Genomic DNA, 17,692 nt, shown 5'->3' on the forward strand with positions numbered 1-17,692 from the left:
CATCTGAACAGAGATAACAATAAGTTTTGGGAGGTAGTCTGACGATTTTCCGCAAAAACCGTCGCCGCCGAGCCATAACATCGTAACAATATTAGTCTGTCAATGAAAACGCCTGCCGATTGGCAGTCGGAGAGCCACGCTCACCGCGAGTAAGGTTAACAGCGCTACCAGAGATTGTCGCGAGCCGGGCGGCGTGCTCCAAAATGGTGCACGAGTTGACGGTAGGTAAGCGTCAACGACCCCGACGGCATCATGCGCAAGGCCGTCAGTGATTCGACCATAAGCATCCACGACCGCTGAAAGACCATTATTGGCTGCGCGAATGAGGGGCAGCCCCTGCTCCACGGCCCGCACCTGTGCCTGCCGAAAATGCTGGTATGGTCCCGGCGTATCGCCATACCACGCGTCATTGGTCACATTGATGATGGCGCTTGCCGCCTGTCCGGAATAGCCGAGTTCGTCCGGGAAAATCGCCTCATAGCAGACCAGCGGCAGAAAGCTTGTGCCATCTTTCACGTTCAGCGCCCGGCGCGTGGTGCCGGCGGTAAACCCGCCGGGCATTTCCACCACTTCCTGAAGCCCAAGCCTGCGAAGAAAATTCTCATAAGGCAGATATTCGCCGAAGGGGACGAGATGCACCTTGTCGGCGGCATCGACAATGACGCCCCGGTCATCGATCGTGTAAATGGAATTATAATAGCGCGGCTCGCCGCCACCGGATGCTTTTTCTTCACGAACGGCACCGGTCAACAGCACCTGACCGTCCTGCAGAACTTCGCCGATCCGGGAAAGAGCCTCGGGCGTTGAGGTGAGGATATAAGGAACTGCCGTTTCGGGCCATATGATCACATCGGGCTTCGGCTTGCCTTCGGCGGGTGCTTCCGCCGTCAGGGAAACCAGCTTGTCGAAAATGGACCGGCGTTCGGCATTATCCCACTTCATGGTCTGGGCGATGGATGGCTGAACGATACGAACCGCGAGCGAGGTTTTTTCCTCGCCCAATGCGGGCGCTTGTGAAAGCGTCCACGCACCGAAGCCGATGTGGGCAGCGAAGAGTATCAGGGCAAATGCAATGCCCGTCTTTGCAAACCGCCCGCCGATCAGCAATGCTGGTGCGCCAAAGACAAACACTGCCAGGGCGCTCATCCCGGTGAGGCCAAGCACGGCGACCGATTGCATCAGAAGCGGCGTTGGCATGATGGCATAGCCGATGGCGTTCCACGGGAAACCGGTGAACAGAAAGAGGCGCAGCCACTCCGCCAGCGCAAAGCCGAACGCAAGCGCAACGATGCGCCCCAAGCCGTCAGACCAGAAGACACGCGCGACCATCGTCGCAAGCGCGTAGAACAGAGCCAGAAATGCAGGGAGGCCCAAAACCGCCAGCGGCAGGGCCCAGGCAAACTGGTCCGCATCGATGAGCAGCGCCGTGCCGATCCACCACAGCCCGGAAACGAAATGACCGAAGCCGAACCACCAACCGACCATTGCTGCGGGAAGCAGGCGCCTGACCGGACCGGCATTCGCATTGGCGATAGCGCCATCGATCAGCCAGACGAGAATTGGAAAAGAGATGAAGCCCGCCACAAAGATATCGAAGGGCGGCTGAGTCAGTGTGGCGAAGGCACCACTCAGAAAAGCGGCCAGCGCACGACGCCAGCCGCTCGACAGAATGATTTTCCCCGCCAGCCTTTCGATCATCCGGCCTCTTTGGGGGCGTCGGTTGCCGTTTCGGCTTGTGCGGGCTGTTCTCCCGGCTTGGCGGATACGACAGCGCGTTGCTGGCGGCGACGGTCAGCCGCGGAAAGCGGCACGATACGCACTTTCTTTACCCGGCGCGGATCGACTTCCAGCACGTGGAATTCGTAGCCCGGAATTGCCTGAACGACCTCGCCGCGAACCGGAATGCGCCCGAGAACCGAGAAGATCAGACCGCCGACCGTATCGACGTCCTCGCCATGCTCGCCAACTTCGAAAGACGGGCCGATCTTTGCGGCCAGTTCCTCCAGATCGGCGCGTGCATCCACGACGAACACGCCGTCGGCTTCTTCGGCGATCATGATTTCTTCGTCGTCATGTTCGTCTTCGATATCGCCGACGACCATTTCGACAATGTCTTCCAGCGAGACCAGACCATCGGTGCCGCCATATTCGTCGATGACCAAAGCCATCTGGATATGGGTCGCCTGCATCCGCGCCATCAATCCGCTCGCCATCATGGATGGCGGCACGAACAGGACCTTGCGCATGAGATTGAGTTCACCGATCGTCTTGGTGAGATCGATGCGGCCCATGTCGAACTTGGCGGCCTTGTCTTCGGCTGTCGCCTTGCTGCGCGTGGTACTGCGGCGCGTGGTCTTCTGACGGGCCTGCTTGGTGATGTAGTTGAGAACATCGCGGATATGGATCATGCCGCGCGGGTCGTCCAGCGTTTCGGCATAGACCGGCATACGCGAATGGCCGGATTTTTCGAAAAGCTCCAGCACTTCCCAGAGCGGCGTGGAAATTTCCACGGCCTCGACGTCGGCGCGCGGAATCATCACGTCTTCAACGCGGATTTCGCGCAGGCGCAGGATATTGTGCAGCATCGCCTTTTCTTCGGGCGAGAATGCTGAATCCTGTTCGCTTGCCGTGCTGGAAAGGGCATCGGCCAGATCTTCACGCAGCGAAGATGATTGGCGCGAGCGCATGAACGGGAAAATATTCGACAACAGGGAACGCTTTTCGGCCACTACGGACCGCTGCGTACTTTGCCCTTCGGCGTCTTGAGTCTCGCTGCGATTTTCGCCAGCGGACGGGGGGTGCGATGTTTGATCAGCCATGGTCAATCGTTGTTAAGGTCTCAATCGGATACAGCATAAGGGTCGGGGATGGCAAGAGCATGAAGGATTTCACGCTCGCGGCCCTCCATCACCTCCGCTTCCGCATCGGTTTCGTGATCGTAACCCAAAAGGTGCAAAAAGCCATGCACGACAAGGTGTACAAGGTGGTTTTCGAGCGGCTTTCCCTCTTCAAGAGCCTCTCGCTCGAGGGTTTCCCGCGCGATGATGATGTCGCCCAGCATCGGTCCCGGCTGCGATCCGGCCTTGACCGGAAATGCCGGAAACGACAGCACATTGGTCGGCTTGTCCTTGCCACGCCATTCGGCATTCAGGGTCTGGATCGATGCATCATCCGTGAAGACGACACTGAGTTCGCTTGCTGCGCTTTTCAGTCCAAGGTTGGACCAGGCGGCCTCGACGGACTTTCTGACGAGCCCTTCAAGGGCGTTTTCGTCCTGCCAGTTGCCGGCTTCGATCATGATATCGATATGGATCGCGTTATTTGACACGTTCTGCGGCGGCTCTCCATGCTGGTTAGCCGCATCATCCTTTCAGTTATTAGAGCGCCGTGCGTCCAATCAGACGCACAGAAGCCTTTGCTTGAGCATAATTTTCCCGATCAAAGCAGGATCAGAAATCAGCCGGTGGACCGATTTCCCTGCGCAGGCGGTTCGGCTTTTCGGAATCATGCTCTGGAAAGCTGCCTGCCAAGAGACAGACAGCCTTTGTTAAATCGTGATTCCAGCAGGCAATTGCAAGATCATTCCGAACGCGCGTGCTGTTTCCCGTCGCGGTCGTAAGCGCCGACGATTGCTGCCACCAGCGGATGGCGAACAACGTCTTTCTCCGTAAAGCGCACCTTGATGACGCCTTCGACATCATCCAGCACGCGAAGTGCTTCCACGAGGCCCGATTTCTGCCCCGGCGGAAGGTCGATCTGGCTTGGATCGCCGGTCACGATCATGCGCGAACCCTCGCCAAGGCGGGTCAGGAACATTTTCATCTGCATGGAGGTCGTGTTCTGCGCCTCATCGAGAATGACCGCAGAATGCGCCAGCGTACGCCCACGCATGAAGGCAAGAGGTGCAATTTCGATCACACCCGCGGTAATGGCACGTTCCACCTTTTCCGCCGGCATCATGTCGTAGAGCGCATCGTAAAGCGGGCGCAGATAGGGATCGACCTTTTCCTTCATGTCGCCCGGCAGGAAGCCCAGACGTTCCCCCGCCTCGACAGCGGGGCGGGACAGGATGATGCGTTCCACCAGACCGCGTTCGAGAAGCATGGCGGCATGAGCAACGGCAAGATAGGTCTTGCCGGTACCGGCCGGTCCGACGCCGAACACCAGCTCCGACCGGTCGAGTGCCCGCATATAGGCATCCTGCGTCGGCGTGCGGGCAAAGATCGTCTTCTTGCGCGTGGAAATCTGGGCTGCGGAAAGCTTGCCCTTGTTTTCCATGGTCGGCAGCGTCAACTGGTCATCGGCAGCGATTGCCATGCGGAGTGCGCCATCCACATCGGATGGTCCAAGCTCATGACCTTTCTGCAGCGTGGCATAAAGATGATCGAGCGCGCGCCGCGCCTGCTCGGTCGCGGTCGGCTCACCCCGGATCGACAACTGGTTACCCTTGGAGCGGACATCCACGCCAAGCTTCTGTTCGATACGGGCAAGGTTTTCATCGAACTGACCGTAAAGCGCGCTGGCAAGACGGTTGTTGTCGAAGGTGAGCACGATATGGGCCATATCCGAGGCCCCGGTCGTCGGGCTTTTTTGCGTTTGATTGGTTGGCTTGGCAGACTTCAGCTTTTCCGTAGCGCTCAACCGTATCTCCTTAAAGCACAATCCTGAAAAGTAGGGGACTTTTCAGACCAGACTATGCATGAACGCAAACCGTCCACACACTGCAATCATAGTCTCGACAGGATTACCGGCAAGCGACTCAATACGCCGAAATTTTCTGCCTCGGCATCATCATGCCTTCAGGCCAGTTTTTGCGCAATAAGGCTGTTGGTGCCTGTGGACGTGATTTTCACATGAATGATGTCGCCGATCCGGTCCTGATTGTCATCGATGATGACAGGCAGCAGCCATGGCGAACGGCCCACCATCTGGCCCGCAACGCGACCCGGCTTTTCGAGCAGCACATCCATCTCGCGACCGATCATGGAATCCTGGAACGCATATTGCTGTTCGGACAATAGTGCCTGAAGCCGCTGGAGGCGTTCATCCTTGACCGCTTCCTCGACATGATCGTCAAGATCGGCACCCGGCGTGCCGGGACGCGGCGAATATTTGAACGAATAGGCCTGCGCGTAATTGACCTCGCGCACGAGCCGCATCGTGTCTTCGAAATCCTGATCGGTTTCACCGGGGAAGCCGACGATGAAATCACCCGACAACGCCATATCCGGCCTGACTTCGCGGATACGCTCGATGAGGCGCACATATTCATCCGCCTTGTGACGGCGGTTCATCGCCTTGAGAATGCGGTCCGAGCCGGACTGTACCGGCAGATGCAGATAAGGCATCAGCTGGCGCAGGTCACGATGGGCGGCAATCAGGCTGTCATCCATGTCGCGCGGATGGCTGGTGGTGTAACGAAGGCGGGCAATCCCCGGAATGCGCGCCAGACGAAACAGAAGTTCGCCCAGGCCCCATTCGCGACCATCGTCACCAGCGCCGTGCCAGGCATTCACGTTCTGGCCGAGCAGGGTCAATTCACGCACGCCGCTGTCGGCAAGGCGCTCGGCCTCCGCCACAATCTGCTTCACACTGCGCGAAACTTCCGAGCCGCGCGTATAGGGAACCACGCAGAAGGTACAGAACTTGTCGCAGCCCTCCTGCACGGTCAGGAACGCTGAAACACCGCGCTTGCGGGTTTCCTCGCGCCTCGGCGATGGCAGATGTTCAAATTTATCCTCGATAGCGTATTCGGTCTCCACCACCTTTTCGCCGCTGCGAACCCGCGCAAGCGCATTAGGCAAGCGATGATAGGTCTGCGGCCCGATGACCAGATCGACATTCGGCGCACGGCGCAGGATTTCCTGTCCTTCCGCCTGCGCCACGCAGCCCGCAACGCCGATGGTCAGTTCCTTGCCATTCGCTTCGCGCGCATCCTTCATCTTGCGCAGACGGCCAAGCGCGGAATAGAGCTTTTCCGACGCTTTTTCACGAATATGGCAGGTATTGAGCAGAACCAGATCGGCATCATCCGGCGTATCAGTCGCGACATAGCCTTCCGCTGCAAGGCTGTCGGCCATGCGCTGGCTATCGTAGACGTTCATCTGGCAGCCATAGGTCTTTACGAAAACCTTGCGCGCATTCGGGCGCTCTGCCGCGGGGTCGAGTTCGGTGATATTGTCGCTCATGCGCGGCTATCTACAGCTTTTGTCGTCATTTTGGAAGGTGACAATCTGACGGCTGTCACTCTTCGGGGATATCACGCCCCAGCAATGCGCTTTGCAAAAGCGCGCGCACCCGGTTTTCCATTGTGCGAGCGAGCGCCTTGCGATCTGTCTCGGCCGTTACCACAATGGGTTCCCCGAAACGCACCTCGACGTCTATCGCGCCCTCTCGCAAGATGCCTTTGAGATGCGGCATCAGTTCGACATCGCCCGGCCACGACGCAATGGGGCGGAAATAGCGGCCCATCGCCATGCCGTGAACCCCCGTATAGGCGATGGCGACCGGCTGAACCATGACTTCAGGCACATTCGCTTCCCTGATTGCGGCGTGCGCGGCACCGAAAAGCGCCGTCTTGAAAGGCAGAACGCGATTGCCGTCCGATGTCGTGCCTTCGGCGAACAACACCATTGCGTCGTCGGTCGCCAGACGCCGCGCAATCTCCGAGGTCTGCTCTCCGGTCTTGCCTCGCCGCTCGCGCTCCACGAAAACGGTACGCTGCAAGACGGCGAACATGCCGAAGACGGGCCAGTCGCGCACTTCCGATTTAGCGATGAAGGACACCTGCCCTACGGCCGACAGCACGACAATGTCGCTCCATGATGTATGATTGGCGACAAGGAGAAGCGGGCGGCCTTCGTGCATCTGGCCGACGGTCCTGATGCGGAAGCCGAAAAGCCTCGCCACGACGCGGTGGAAGAAGTTCGGCAGGCTGCGTTTCCAGCCGTTCTTCAGTTTCAAAAACAGATATTGCACCGGAATCAGCGACAGGCTCAGCGCAACCATGGCCGAAACGACCAGGAATATCCGTATCGCGCCGATCATGGCGCCCTCTTCAGGTCACGCCGCAAGATGAGGGCCGCCGAACGCCCATTCGCCGTTTCGTAATAGGCAGGACGGTCGCCGACCTTCCGGAAGCCGAGGCGGCGGTAAAGCGCCTGCGCGGCGACGTTGGCCTCGTCCACCTCGAGAAAAAGCGTTTCGGCCCGTTCCTGGTAGAGATGGCGCAGCACGGCATCCATGAGCGCGCGCCCCACGCCCTGCCGCTGCACGACGCGCGCGACGGCGATTGTGAGGATTTCCGCTTCTCCTGCGACCAGACGGGCCAGCACGAAGCCGCACGCATCGTTCGGCTTGCCTTCCGCACGCGCCACAAAGCCGAACACAGTGTTTTCGCCAATCAGCGACCTGAAATCATCGGAGCTCCAGCCATGATGGAAGGCGGCGGCATGAATGCGCTGGATCGCATGGCTGTCCTGTGCGTTCAGCGGTTCTATCGAAACCTCCCTGCGACCGAAACGGCCGAACGGCAAGCCCATCATCGGCTATTCCCCAGCGCTCTTCCGCGGCAGCGCAAACCCGACCTGTGGCTTTGCATCAGGCCCGCGCATGTAAAGCGGCTTCGGCGCATCCCCCGGCTGGCGCGAGCCTGCGAGACGCGCATAAACGCCGATTGTCGCGGTCGGCTCTGACGGGCCGAGCGCGAAACGTCCGCCAACCGCCTCATTGATTGAAACGGAAGCAGAACCCGCTAGAACCGTATTTTCGGCCTGGGAAGCGGCAAGGGCCTCTGCCTCCTCCCGTGACAGGACCAGAGGCTTCGCGCCTGGCAAACCCTTCGCATCGAATGATTGCGCATAAATTTCGCCGCGATGCGCGTCGAGGAGGACGAGCACCGGCTTTTCAGGCTTCGTGAGCCGGCTTTCAGCGGCCAGCGCTTCGAAGGCTGTGATGCCGAGCGCCGGAACGCCGAGGGCCAATGCAAAGCCGCGCACCGCCGAAACGCCGATACGCACACCGGTAAACGATCCCGGCCCGATATTGACCGCCATGCGATCCATGTCGCGGAGCGATAGTTTCGCCTCCGTCAAAGCGCGTTCTACATAGGTCATCAATACTTCCGCGTGTCCTTTGCCGATGTTTTCGCTCACATCGGCAAGCACGAGATCGCCATCGGAATCGTAGACGGCAACGGAACACCACGAAGCGGCAGTATCAAGCGCGAGTATTTTCATGCGCAACCGGGTAAATCAGATTTCGCGCTGCGACAAGCCGCAACTTGGTGCAAGCCCAATCGGTCCCGTTTTTTAACCGACCCACGGAACAAAATCTGTCGGCATGCATTTTCCCACCGGGTGCGGGAATGTTTTGCGTTGCCTTGAAGGTAACGAAGGCCCTCCGGCAATCGAGCCTTGTAAGGATCTGGCGGGTTCGTTTGTGTTGGAACAGCTGCCCACGACCATGAGCGACATTCTCCCAGTCTCTCCTAGCCGGATCGAGCAAAAGGATGTGAGGATAAAATGCCCCAGAAGTCGATGCATGCAACCCGCAACGATCTTCCTTCCAATACGAAGACGACAATGATCGCGCTGCTTAACCAAAACCTCGCCGCGACAATCGATCTTGCCCTCATCACCAAGCAGGCTCACTGGAATCTCAAGGGGCCGCAATTCATCGCCGTTCATGAAATGCTCGATGGCTTCCGTGCCGATCTCGACAACCATGTCGACACGATTGCCGAGCGCGCCGTACAGATCGGCGGCACGGCCTACGGCACGACGCAGGTGGTTGCCAAGGAAAGCAAGCTCAAGCCTTATCCGACCGACATCTATGCCGTTCACGACCATCTGCTGGCATTGATCGAGCGCTATGGCGATGTCGCCAACCTGCTGCGCAAGTCGATCAAGGATGCAGATGAAGCGGGGGACGACGATACGGCGGACATCTTTACCGCCGCGTCCCGCAGCCTCGACAAGGCGCTGTGGTTCCTCGAGGCCCATGTTCAGGAAACGAACTAATATGAGAGCCTGACGGCCTGGCAACCGTCGTTTCTATAAAGGCCGGGAAATCCCGGCCTTTGTTGTCTGGCTATACTCAGTTAGCCCATTCGCCGCCGCGCATCACCGGCTCGCGGGTTCCGTCCGCGTTGATGCCGTCGACGTCGATCTGGCCGGAGCCGATCATCCAGTCGATATGGATAAGGCTCGCGTTGCCGCCCTGCGCCTTGATCTGTTCCGGCGTCATCTTCGCTCCGTCGATAAAGCATTTGGAATAGCACTGGCCGAGCGCGATATGACTTGCTGCGTTTTCATCGAACAGGGTGTTGTAGAACAAAAGCCCACTCTGCGAGATCGGTGAGGAATGCGGCACCAGCGCCACTTCGCCCAGATGACGGGCGCCTTCATCCGTATCCAGCACCTTGTTGAGCACCTCTTCACCACGGCTCGCCTTGGCCTCGATAATCCGCCCGCCCTCAAAGCGAACCACGATATTCTCGATCAAGGTGCCCTGATGCGACAAAGGCTTGGTGCTGGTCACATAGCCTTCGACACGAAGAGCGTGGGGGGTCGTAAACACTTCCTCCGTCGGGATGTTCGGATTGCAGGTGATGCCGTTTTTGGCAGTGGACGCGCCGCCGTGCCATTCATGGCCGTCGGCAAGCCCAACAGTCAGATCAGTGTTCGGCCCCTTGAAATGCAGGGCGCTATAAGCCTTGCCGTTCAGGAAGCGGGTGCGGGTGCGAAGTGCTGCATTATGCGCCGCCCAGGCGCCGACCGGATCGTCGACATCGACGCGCGACGCCGCGAAGATCGCATCGGCCAGCTTGCGGGTCGCAACATCTTCCGGTTCGTTTGGAAACATGAGCTGCGCCCATGCCGGATTGGGATAGGAGATGATGTTCCAGTTGATGTCGAAACCGGCGATCTTTTCCAGCGCCGGCTGATAGGCCTTTGAATTGGCGCGGTTGGCGCGTGAAACCTTGGCCGGATCCTGGCTTGAAAGCAGCATCGGATTGTCGGCTGCGATGGCCAGACGGGCAGCGCCGTCCGAATAGGCCTTTGCCATGCCTTCATAAAGCCAGCTTGCCGCACGGTCGAAACTCGCATCCGATGCATTCTCGTACCGGGCAAGCGCCATTTCATCATCCGCGAAGAACGGCGTTACCAGCCCGGCTCCGGCCTTGTAGGCATGCTTGGCGATGAGGCGCACCAGCGGCAGCGCCACGACCGGGGCGGTGATGACGAGATCCTGCCCCTCGCGCAATTGCAGACCGACACGAACGGCGACTTCCGCGAGACGTTCAAGTTTCACCGGATCGATGACTGGGTTCAGCTGTTCAGGAGCCATGGGTGGAAGACCTCTTTCGATAGGGAATCACCGACAGTTTATCAGACGGCATAATTTCACCACCTTTTTTCCTGCCTTTACGCTATAGTATTCACGCGGTCAGTTGCAGAAGAAAGCAGACAGCAATGAATAAGAAAGTGCTTATCTTACTGGGCATTACCGGCCTTCTGACCGGCTGCGTAACGATGACGCCCGAACAGCGCCGTGCAGCTGACGAGCAGACCTGCCAAAGCTATGGTTTCAAACCCAGGACCGACGCTTTCGCCAATTGCCTCATGCGGCTCGACCTCGATCGCAGGGCCGACAGGCGCGCCTGGCAGAATCAGGTCGATTTCTATGATGCTCCGATGATGATCTATCGTCCGGTCTATCGGCCCTGACGCCTTCGCTGAAAACAACTGCAATCTGCCATTGAAATCAAAACGCCGGTCTGGTTGGAGCAGACCGGCGTTGCAGAGCATCCGATTATAAATGCGCTTCCTAGAGCGGAGCTTCGGGACGATCCTGGGAGAGAAGAAGCGCGCCGATGGCGTCAGCCTGCTTCTGGCTCGCCGGAGCATAGCCAAGCGAGGTCGGCTGCGGGGCCGTCGTATCGAATTGCGGCTGGTAGGACGCCATCTGCATATGCTGTTCCTGTTGAGGCACCGCAACATCGCGATGACGCGCCAGACGGTCACTGCGCGCCTGAGGACCGACGCCGCTGTTCTGGTCTGCGCTTTGAGCCTTGGAAGCCTCCGCGAGTGCCACCTGAACAGTCGGTTCCGTTCCCGGAACCGGACCGGTCTGCGGCAGGGTCACATCATAAGATGGATCCTGCGGAACGGAAGGCGATTGCGGCGAATATGCGAGGGCAAGATTGTATGGCTCCTGCGGGACCGGGTTCTGCAGCGAGCCGTCGCGGTTGCGCTTTTCGTAGAAGGAATTGCCACCGGCGACGAGCACATAGTGCATGTTGTTGTAAGGGAACCTCAGGCCCGCCGTATGGAAGAACAGGGCGTTCTTGAGTTTCGGATGGCGCTGCCCCTTCAACACTGCATCGGCAGTTGCCTGAACATCAGGCAACGCCTTGGAATCCATCCTGCGGGTGAGGACGCCCGGCGCAAACTGGTTCTTCTGGCCAACGACGCCGCAAATCGTATCGGGATAACGGCCCGATGCGAGACGGTTCATGACGACCGTGCCGACAGCGAGAAGCCCGTCGGGGCTCGAACGGTTCGATTCGAAGAACATCGCGCGCTCAAGGCATTCCTTGTCACGCGCTGTGTAGGTGTAGGTCTTCACGCCATTGACGGATTTGACGTGGTTGGCCGCCGTCTTTTCCGAATTGGCTTTTCCCGTGGTTCCGGTCGTCGTGCATCCGGTGACCACGAAAGGCGCAACCACCAGCCCGACAAGAACGGGCAATTTCCACTTCGCGGCGCGCGTCAATGGCTCAATCTCATGTTAGGACCCTTAACTGATCCAGTCATTCGTTCAGGCAGACACATCCGGAATGATGCGCGCGAACGTCTGACCGCGGTGCAAGTCAAAGAGGACGAAGATCAAAATCATACGTCCTACTGTCGCTCAATCGAATTCAAGGTTTTGGAATTTTTAGGCCAAAAAAAGGCGAAGGGTCAAATCCCAACGATGCAGGCGGCGGTCAACCCGCCTGAAACGAAATCCGAATCGAGAGTGCGAATATGCCTACAAGCCCTTTAAATATATTAATAATTTATTAACAAGAATTACGAATTCAGATAAGGCATTGATTTAATGCGATACAAATTCCCGCAATACACGCCATATCGCTGCCTTAATTCGCTTTTGCTTGGATGGTTTTCCCCACCACATCCGCGCTGCTTCGAATGATCTGCAAAAATTCTGTTTCCCATGGGTTCCATTGGTCGCTGTCAACTTTGAAAACAGATTTGTAACATCGCGTGAAAATGCGTGATTGGCGCGCAGTTTTGGTCGGGCCTATGCGAATCGGATCAACGTTGCCGCAGGCTGACCATCCGCAAACGGCCCGCCACGATGAAAATGGCGGGCCGATCAGGAGCTATATCTGAGAGTTTGAATGACGGTGTCGATCAACCGAAAGAATAACCGGCACCGCGAACGGTGCGGATCGGATCGAGCGCGCGACCGACATTGATCGCCTTGCGCAGCCGTCCGACGTGGACGTCCACCGTGCGATCGTCCACATAGATGTCCGGACCCCAGACGCCATCCAGAAGCTGGCTGCGCGAGAAGACACGGCCGGGCGACATCATGAAATATTCGAGCAGTCGGAATTCAGTCGGTCCGAGACGGACTTCCTTTTCCTTGCGGTAAACCCGATGCTGCTGACGGTCCAGAACAAGGTCGCCCACTTTCAGCACATGCGAAAGAATGCTGGGATTGGACCGGCGCAGCATCGCCTTGACGCGCGCCAGAAGTTCCGGCGTCGAAAACGGCTTTACGACATAGTCGTCGGCGCCAACGCTCAACCCCCGGACGCGTTCGCTTTCCTCGCCCCGCGCCGTCAGCATGATGATCGGCAGGCGCTCGGTTTCCGGCCATTGGCGCAGGCGGCGGCACAGTTCGATGCCCGAAACCCCTGGCAGCATCCAGTCCAGAATAAGCAAATCCGGCACATTCTCGCGCAATGCGATTTCGGCCTCGTCGCCGCGCAGCATGGTATCGACCTGGTAGCCCTCTGCCTCAAGATTATAGCGAAGCAGCACGCTCAGCGCCTCTTCGTCTTCTACCACAGCGATTTTGGGTGCCTGTGACATCCAGTATTTCCCTATCCAAATGCGGCGGGCGGTGGATACAATCCCCCAATCGACCGCGTGCCGCCGCGCTATTCACTCATTCTCAGCCGCCGGACTCGGGGTCACTCCGGGTCCGGTCGGATGCAGTTCAGGGTTTACGCGCCTCATCCACGACAATACCGTGGCTCAGGTCTTCCTTGGGCCGCTCAGCCGGCATTTGCAGGCCGGTCACGATGTAATAAACGGTCTCCGCGATGTTGGTCGCGTGATCGCCGATGCGCTCGATATTCTTCGCACAGAACAGAAGATGCGTGCAGGCGGAAATATTGCGCGGATCTTCCATCATGTAAGTCAGCAATTCGCGGAACAGCGACGTGTACATGGCATCGATCTCGTCATCGCGGTCACGGACGACATTGATCTGCTGCACCGAACGCGACGCATAAGCGTCGAGCACGTCCTTGAGCTGGGTCAGCGCCAGTTCGGCCAGCGTTTCCAGACCACGATAGAGCTTTACCGGCTGACGCGATTCCGAAACGGCGGCAACACGCTTGGCAATGTTCTTGCCCAGATCGCCGACGCGCTCCAGGTCGGCCGAGATGCGGATCGAACCGATGATCTCGCGCAGGTCCACGGCCATGGGCTGGCGCTTGGCGATGATCATCACGGCCTTGTCGTCGATCTCGCGCTCGCTGGCGTCGAGGATGAGATCGTCGGAGATGACGCGCTGTGCGAGCGCGTTGTCCGCATTGACGATAGCGGCGACCGACTGCTCGACCATACGTTCCGCATGTCCGCCCATTTCGGCGATCTTGTGGGTGAGAAACTTCAATTCCTCATCGTAGGAGCGAACGGTATGCTGAGACGGCATAGTAGACCTCGTAATATAAATTGCGGGGAAGCCGCACTGTCTGTTGAAACGCAGTTCCGGATCAGCCGAAGCGTCCGGTGATATAGTCCTGCGTGCGCTTTTCGGTCGGCGCGGTGAACATGGTTTCCGTGTCGCCCACTTCGACCAGATTGCCGAGGTGGAACATGGCTGTGCGTTGCGAAACGCGCGCGGCCTGCTGCATGGAGTGCGTGACGATCACGATCGTATAGTTCTGGCGCAGTTCGTCGATCAGCTCTTCCACCTTCGCGGTTGCAATCGGGTCGAGCGCCGAGCACGGTTCGTCCATGAGGATGACTTCCGGACTGACCGCAATCGCGCGCGCAATGCAAAGACGCTGCTGCTGGCCGCCGGAAAGACCGGTGCCCGCGTCGTGCAGACGATCCTTCACTTCCTCGAACAGGCTCGCCTTCTTCAGGCTCGTCACGACGATTTCCTCCAGATCGGCCTTGGTGCGGGCGAGACCATGGATGCGTGGGCCGTAAGCGACGTTTTCATAGATCGACTTCGGGAACGGATTCGGCTTCTGGAACACCATGCCGACGCGGGCCCGCAGTTCGACGACATCGATCTTCGGATCGTAGATGTCCTCGTTGTCGAGTGTGATCTTCCCGCCGACCTTGCAGCCTTCGATCGTATCGTTCATGCGGTTGAGCGAACGCAGGAAGGTAGACTTGCCGCAACCGGAAGGGCCGATCAGCGCTGTGACCATCTTTTCCTGGATTTCCAGATCGACGTCGAACAGAGCCTGCTTCTCCCCATAAAATACGCAGACCTTGTCGCCGCGCATCTTTATGGAACTGGCGTTGGCGTTCATTTTTTCTCCTACGGCTTTCTCGAGAGATCGTTCAGTCATCAGGTTCATAGCTTTCGACTCCCGTTTACCAGCGGCGCTCGAAGCGGCGGCGCAGAATGATTGCTGCAATATTCATCACGGCAAGGAACAGAAGCAGGACGATGATAGCGCCTGACGTGCGTTCCACAAAGGCTCGTTCTGCTTCGTTTGCCCACATATAGATTTGCACCGGCAAAGCAGTCGCCGGTTCCATCGGCGTTGACGGTACGTCGGCGACGAAGGCCACCATGCCGATCAGCAGAAGCGGCGCCGTTTCACCAAGCGCATGGGCAAGGCCGATGATCGTGCCGGTCAGGATGCCGGGTGCGGCAAGCGGCAGGACATGGTGGAACACCATCTGCGTTTTCGACGCGCCGAGGCCAAGGGCCGCGGAACGGATCGATGGCGGCACGGCGCGAAGCGCGGCGCGGGTCGCGATGATGATGGTTGGAAGCGTCATCAATGTCAGCACCAGACCGCCGACTAGCGAGGCGGAGCGCGGCAGGCCGAAGAAGTTGATGAATACCGCAAGCCCGAGCAGGCCGAACACGATGGACGGGACCGCCGCCAGATTGTTGATGTTCACCTCGATCATGTCGGTGAAGCGGTTCTTCTTGGCGAACTCTTCCAGATAGATCGAAGCAGCAACACCGATCGGCAGGGAAAGGCCGAGAACGATGAGCATCATGTAGAGCGAACCGACCAATGCCACGCCGAGACCGGAGGTTTCCGGACGGCTGGATGCACCGAAGGTGAAGAGGCCTGTATTGAAGGACTCCTTCATCACGCCTTCTTCCGAAAGCGTTCTCATCCATCCCACCTGACGGTCCGAAACCTTGCGGTTCGCCTCCGGCACGGAAAGGTCGATCTGTCCCTTGAAGGCGGAATCAATGTCCGCGCCCGCCAGAACCGGAACGACCTGTGTCGTGCCGATAAGCGAGGGGTTGTTCATCACGATCTCGCGCAGCTGAATGCGCACGCCGTCCGAATAGAAACGGCCAAGGTCCCGCATTGCCGGTCGGTCGGTTGGCGAAACACCAAGTTTTTCAGCCAGAGCGTTGCGCACCAGCAGCGGATAATTGGCCGTGATCAGCACATTCGGATCGGTCGCGCGCTTGTTGCCCGGATCGATCACGCTCTCTTCAAGCTTTACCGGCAGATAAAGCGTCGTCTGCCAGAAGGCGGTATAGCCCTTGGAGAAAACCGAGAACAGGAGCGCGCACAGGAAGAATACGCCGATGGCAATCGCAGCAATACCGTAATAGCGGAAGCGACGTTCGGCAGCGTAGCGGCGTTTTAGTCCGATATCGCGACGTGTCGGCTGTGCCGCGGCGCCGCTGGCATTAAAGGTCGTATCGGTCATTATTCGTACTGCTCCCGGTACTTGCGCACGATGTGCAGCGCAAAGATGTTCATGATCAGCGTCAGGACGAAAAGCGTGATGCCGAGTGCAAAGGCCACCAGCGTCTGCGGCGAATTGAACTCAAGATCGCCGGTCAGCTGGTTGACGATCTTCACCGTGATGGTGGTCATCGCCTCGAAGGGATTGATGTTGATGCGCGCCGCAACACCTGCCGCCAGAACCACGATCATGGTTTCGCCGATGGCGCGCGAGGCAGTCATCAGAAGCGCGCCCACGATGCCCGGCAATGCCGCCGGGAGGACAACCCGCTTGATGGTTTCGGAACGGGTCGCGCCGAGACCAAGCGAGCCGTCGCGCAACGCCCGCGGCACGGCAGTGATGATGTCATCGGACAGGGAGGACACGAACGGGATCAGCATCACGCCCATGACGAGGCCGGCGGTCAGAACGCTCTGCGCCATGATGAAACCCTGCCCGCCAGCAATGGCGATGGACAGATCGCGCAGGAAAGGTCCAACGGTCACGAGCGCAAAGAAGCCGTAGACGATGCTGGGAATACCGGCGAGAAGCTCCAGAACCGGCTTCACGATGGTGCGTACGCGCGGCGAAGCATATTCGGCCATGTAGATGGCGGAGAACAATCCGACCGGAACCGCGAACAGCATGGCCACGAAGGCGATATAGAGCGTGCCTGCCAGAAGCGGGATGAGACCGAACTGGCCGGTCTCGCCGCCCGAACCGGCAGCGGCAAAGCGCGGGTCCCACACCGTGCCGAAGAAGAAGTCCCACGGCGAAACGGACTGGAAGAAGCTGATGGTCTGGAACAGCATCGAGCAGATAATGCCGATGGTCGTCAGGATGGCGATGCCGGAGGCTGCAATCAGGCCCCAGAGAACGATTCGCTCCACATTGTTGCGTGCGCGCATGCGCCTGCTGATCGTGGAGAGGCCGAAAATCAGGCCAGCCACGGCGATCACCAGGGAAACAGCCGAACCGATGGTGTGCGTGAGGGCGGTTGCCTTTTTCAGGTAAAGCGCGATCGGCACCATATAGTCCTGGCCCTCGGTCGCGAGCGCCACGCCCTTTGCCCCCAGAAGCGTGCGGGCGTCCTGATAGTTCGACGGGAAATTTTCGAGTTCGGCAGGCGTCAGCCGGTCAAGCCCGCTGGCAAGACCGCGAACCATGCCGAGCTGCAGGCTGCGATTGGTGAAGGACCCTTCCTCAACGGCATCCGGCAAGCGGGCGGTCGCACTGTGATCCAGATAAACCGACGTTCCTACGGCCCATATTGCGAGGAACAGAACCGCAGGCAATGCTGAAACGAGGAAAACCCACCAGCCATGATAATGCGGGCGGGAATGCATTTTCTCGGTCGGCGAGGCTTTTGCGGAAGCAGACTGCGCCTTGTCCAGTGCAACGGCACGCTGGCGGCCTATGAAGAATCCGATCAGCCCGATTGCAACGATACTGACGAGAACCAGAAAGAAGGACATTCAATTTCCCCGGTTGCCCTGATG

General features: G+C 58.7%; 17 protein-coding genes. 2 read left to right on the plus strand and 15 right to left on the minus strand.

Features of this window, described 5'->3' with window-relative positions; genetic code table 11:
* Positions 1–99 precede the first annotated feature (99 nt).
* The 8 genes from lnt to tsaB all read right to left on the minus strand — a co-directional run bounded on the left by lnt (position 100) and on the right by tsaB (position 8,237).
* The gene (gene lnt / locus JNC63_RS13665; RefSeq protein WP_374846411.1) at positions 100–1,698 is read right to left on the minus strand and encodes an apolipoprotein N-acyltransferase; all 1,599 of its coding nucleotides are present in this window, start codon (positions 1,696–1,698) and stop codon (positions 100–102) included.
* The gene (locus JNC63_RS13670) at positions 1,695–2,819 is read right to left on the minus strand and encodes a hemolysin family protein (RefSeq protein ID WP_031347143.1); all 1,125 of its coding nucleotides are present in this window, start codon (positions 2,817–2,819) and stop codon (positions 1,695–1,697) included. The genes lnt and JNC63_RS13670 overlap by 4 nt, the downstream gene beginning before the upstream one ends.
* Positions 2,820–2,839: 20 nt before the next feature.
* On the minus strand, positions 2,840–3,328 hold the full coding sequence (gene ybeY / locus JNC63_RS13675) for an rRNA maturation RNase YbeY (RefSeq protein ID WP_021587622.1): 489 nt from the start codon (positions 3,326–3,328) through the stop codon (positions 2,840–2,842).
* 251 nt (positions 3,329–3,579) lie between these two features.
* The gene (locus JNC63_RS13680) at positions 3,580–4,641 is read right to left on the minus strand and encodes a PhoH family protein (protein WP_021587621.1); all 1,062 of its coding nucleotides are present in this window, start codon (positions 4,639–4,641) and stop codon (positions 3,580–3,582) included.
* A 158-nt stretch (positions 4,642–4,799) separates the two neighbouring features.
* Positions 4,800–6,188 (minus strand): tRNA (N6-isopentenyl adenosine(37)-C2)-methylthiotransferase MiaB, encoded by a 1,389-nt coding sequence (miaB, locus tag JNC63_RS13685; RefSeq protein WP_021587620.1) that lies wholly within the window; start codon positions 6,186–6,188, stop codon positions 4,800–4,802.
* A 55-nt stretch (positions 6,189–6,243) separates the two neighbouring features.
* Positions 6,244–7,047: a lyso-ornithine lipid O-acyltransferase gene (gene olsA, locus JNC63_RS13690; protein ID WP_021587619.1), complete on the minus strand. Its 804-nt coding sequence runs from the start codon at positions 7,045–7,047 to the stop codon at positions 6,244–6,246.
* Positions 7,044–7,544 (minus strand): ribosomal protein S18-alanine N-acetyltransferase, encoded by a 501-nt coding sequence (rimI, locus tag JNC63_RS13695; RefSeq protein ID WP_021587618.1) that lies wholly within the window; start codon positions 7,542–7,544, stop codon positions 7,044–7,046. Before rimI ends, olsA begins: the two co-directional genes overlap by 4 nt.
* Positions 7,545–7,547: 3 nt before the next feature.
* Positions 7,548–8,237, minus strand: coding sequence for a tRNA (adenosine(37)-N6)-threonylcarbamoyltransferase complex dimerization subunit type 1 TsaB (gene tsaB / locus JNC63_RS13700; RefSeq protein WP_021587617.1), 690 nt, complete (start codon positions 8,235–8,237; stop codon positions 7,548–7,550).
* 285 nt (positions 8,238–8,522) lie between these two features.
* On the opposite strand from tsaB, the gene dps reads away from it, so the two are divergent.
* Entirely contained in the window at positions 8,523–9,020 is a 498-nt protein-coding gene (dps, locus tag JNC63_RS13705) for a DNA starvation/stationary phase protection protein Dps (protein WP_021587616.1), read from the plus strand.
* Positions 9,021–9,096: 76 nt separating this feature from the next.
* On the opposite strand, the gene JNC63_RS13710 is transcribed toward dps, so the two are convergent.
* Positions 9,097–10,350 carry an aminopeptidase gene (locus tag JNC63_RS13710; RefSeq protein ID WP_021587615.1) on the minus strand — a complete coding sequence of 418 codons (1,254 nt, stop codon included), beginning with the start codon at positions 10,348–10,350 and terminating at the stop codon, positions 9,097–9,099.
* A gap of 125 nt (positions 10,351–10,475) precedes the next feature.
* Here JNC63_RS13710 and JNC63_RS13715 point away from each other — a divergent pair, with 125 nt between their 5' ends.
* Positions 10,476–10,730, plus strand: a complete 255-nt coding sequence (locus tag JNC63_RS13715; RefSeq protein ID WP_021587614.1) for a hypothetical protein — start codon at positions 10,476–10,478, stop codon at positions 10,728–10,730.
* Positions 10,731–10,830: 100 nt separating this feature from the next.
* On the opposite strand, the gene JNC63_RS13720 is transcribed toward JNC63_RS13715, so the two are convergent.
* The 6 genes from JNC63_RS13720 to pstC form a co-directional block, all read right to left on the minus strand.
* Positions 10,831–11,778: a cell wall hydrolase gene (locus tag JNC63_RS13720; protein ID WP_021587613.1), complete on the minus strand. Its 948-nt coding sequence runs from the start codon at positions 11,776–11,778 to the stop codon at positions 10,831–10,833.
* Between the two features lie 644 nt (positions 11,779–12,422).
* The gene (gene phoB / locus JNC63_RS13725; protein WP_006468130.1) at positions 12,423–13,109 is read right to left on the minus strand and encodes a phosphate regulon transcriptional regulator PhoB; all 687 of its coding nucleotides are present in this window, start codon (positions 13,107–13,109) and stop codon (positions 12,423–12,425) included.
* A gap of 127 nt (positions 13,110–13,236) precedes the next feature.
* Positions 13,237–13,959, minus strand: coding sequence for a phosphate signaling complex protein PhoU (gene phoU, locus JNC63_RS13730; RefSeq protein WP_006468129.1), 723 nt, complete (start codon positions 13,957–13,959; stop codon positions 13,237–13,239).
* Between the two features lie 61 nt (positions 13,960–14,020).
* Positions 14,021–14,794, minus strand: coding sequence for a phosphate ABC transporter ATP-binding protein PstB (pstB, locus tag JNC63_RS13735; RefSeq protein ID WP_006468128.1), 774 nt, complete (start codon positions 14,792–14,794; stop codon positions 14,021–14,023).
* Positions 14,795–14,858: 64 nt separating this feature from the next.
* Positions 14,859–16,175, minus strand: a complete 1,317-nt coding sequence (gene pstA, locus JNC63_RS13740; protein WP_063619852.1) for a phosphate ABC transporter permease PstA — start codon at positions 16,173–16,175, stop codon at positions 14,859–14,861.
* Positions 16,175–17,668, minus strand: coding sequence for a phosphate ABC transporter permease subunit PstC (pstC, locus tag JNC63_RS13745; RefSeq protein WP_021587612.1), 1,494 nt, complete (start codon positions 17,666–17,668; stop codon positions 16,175–16,177). The genes pstA and pstC overlap by 1 nt, the downstream gene beginning before the upstream one ends.
* Positions 17,669–17,692: the final 24 nt, after the last annotated feature.

It is taken from the genome of Brucella ciceri, assembly GCF_041930145.1.
In the GTDB taxonomy this organism is placed as follows: Bacteria; Pseudomonadota; Alphaproteobacteria; order Rhizobiales; family Rhizobiaceae; genus Brucella; species Brucella intermedia.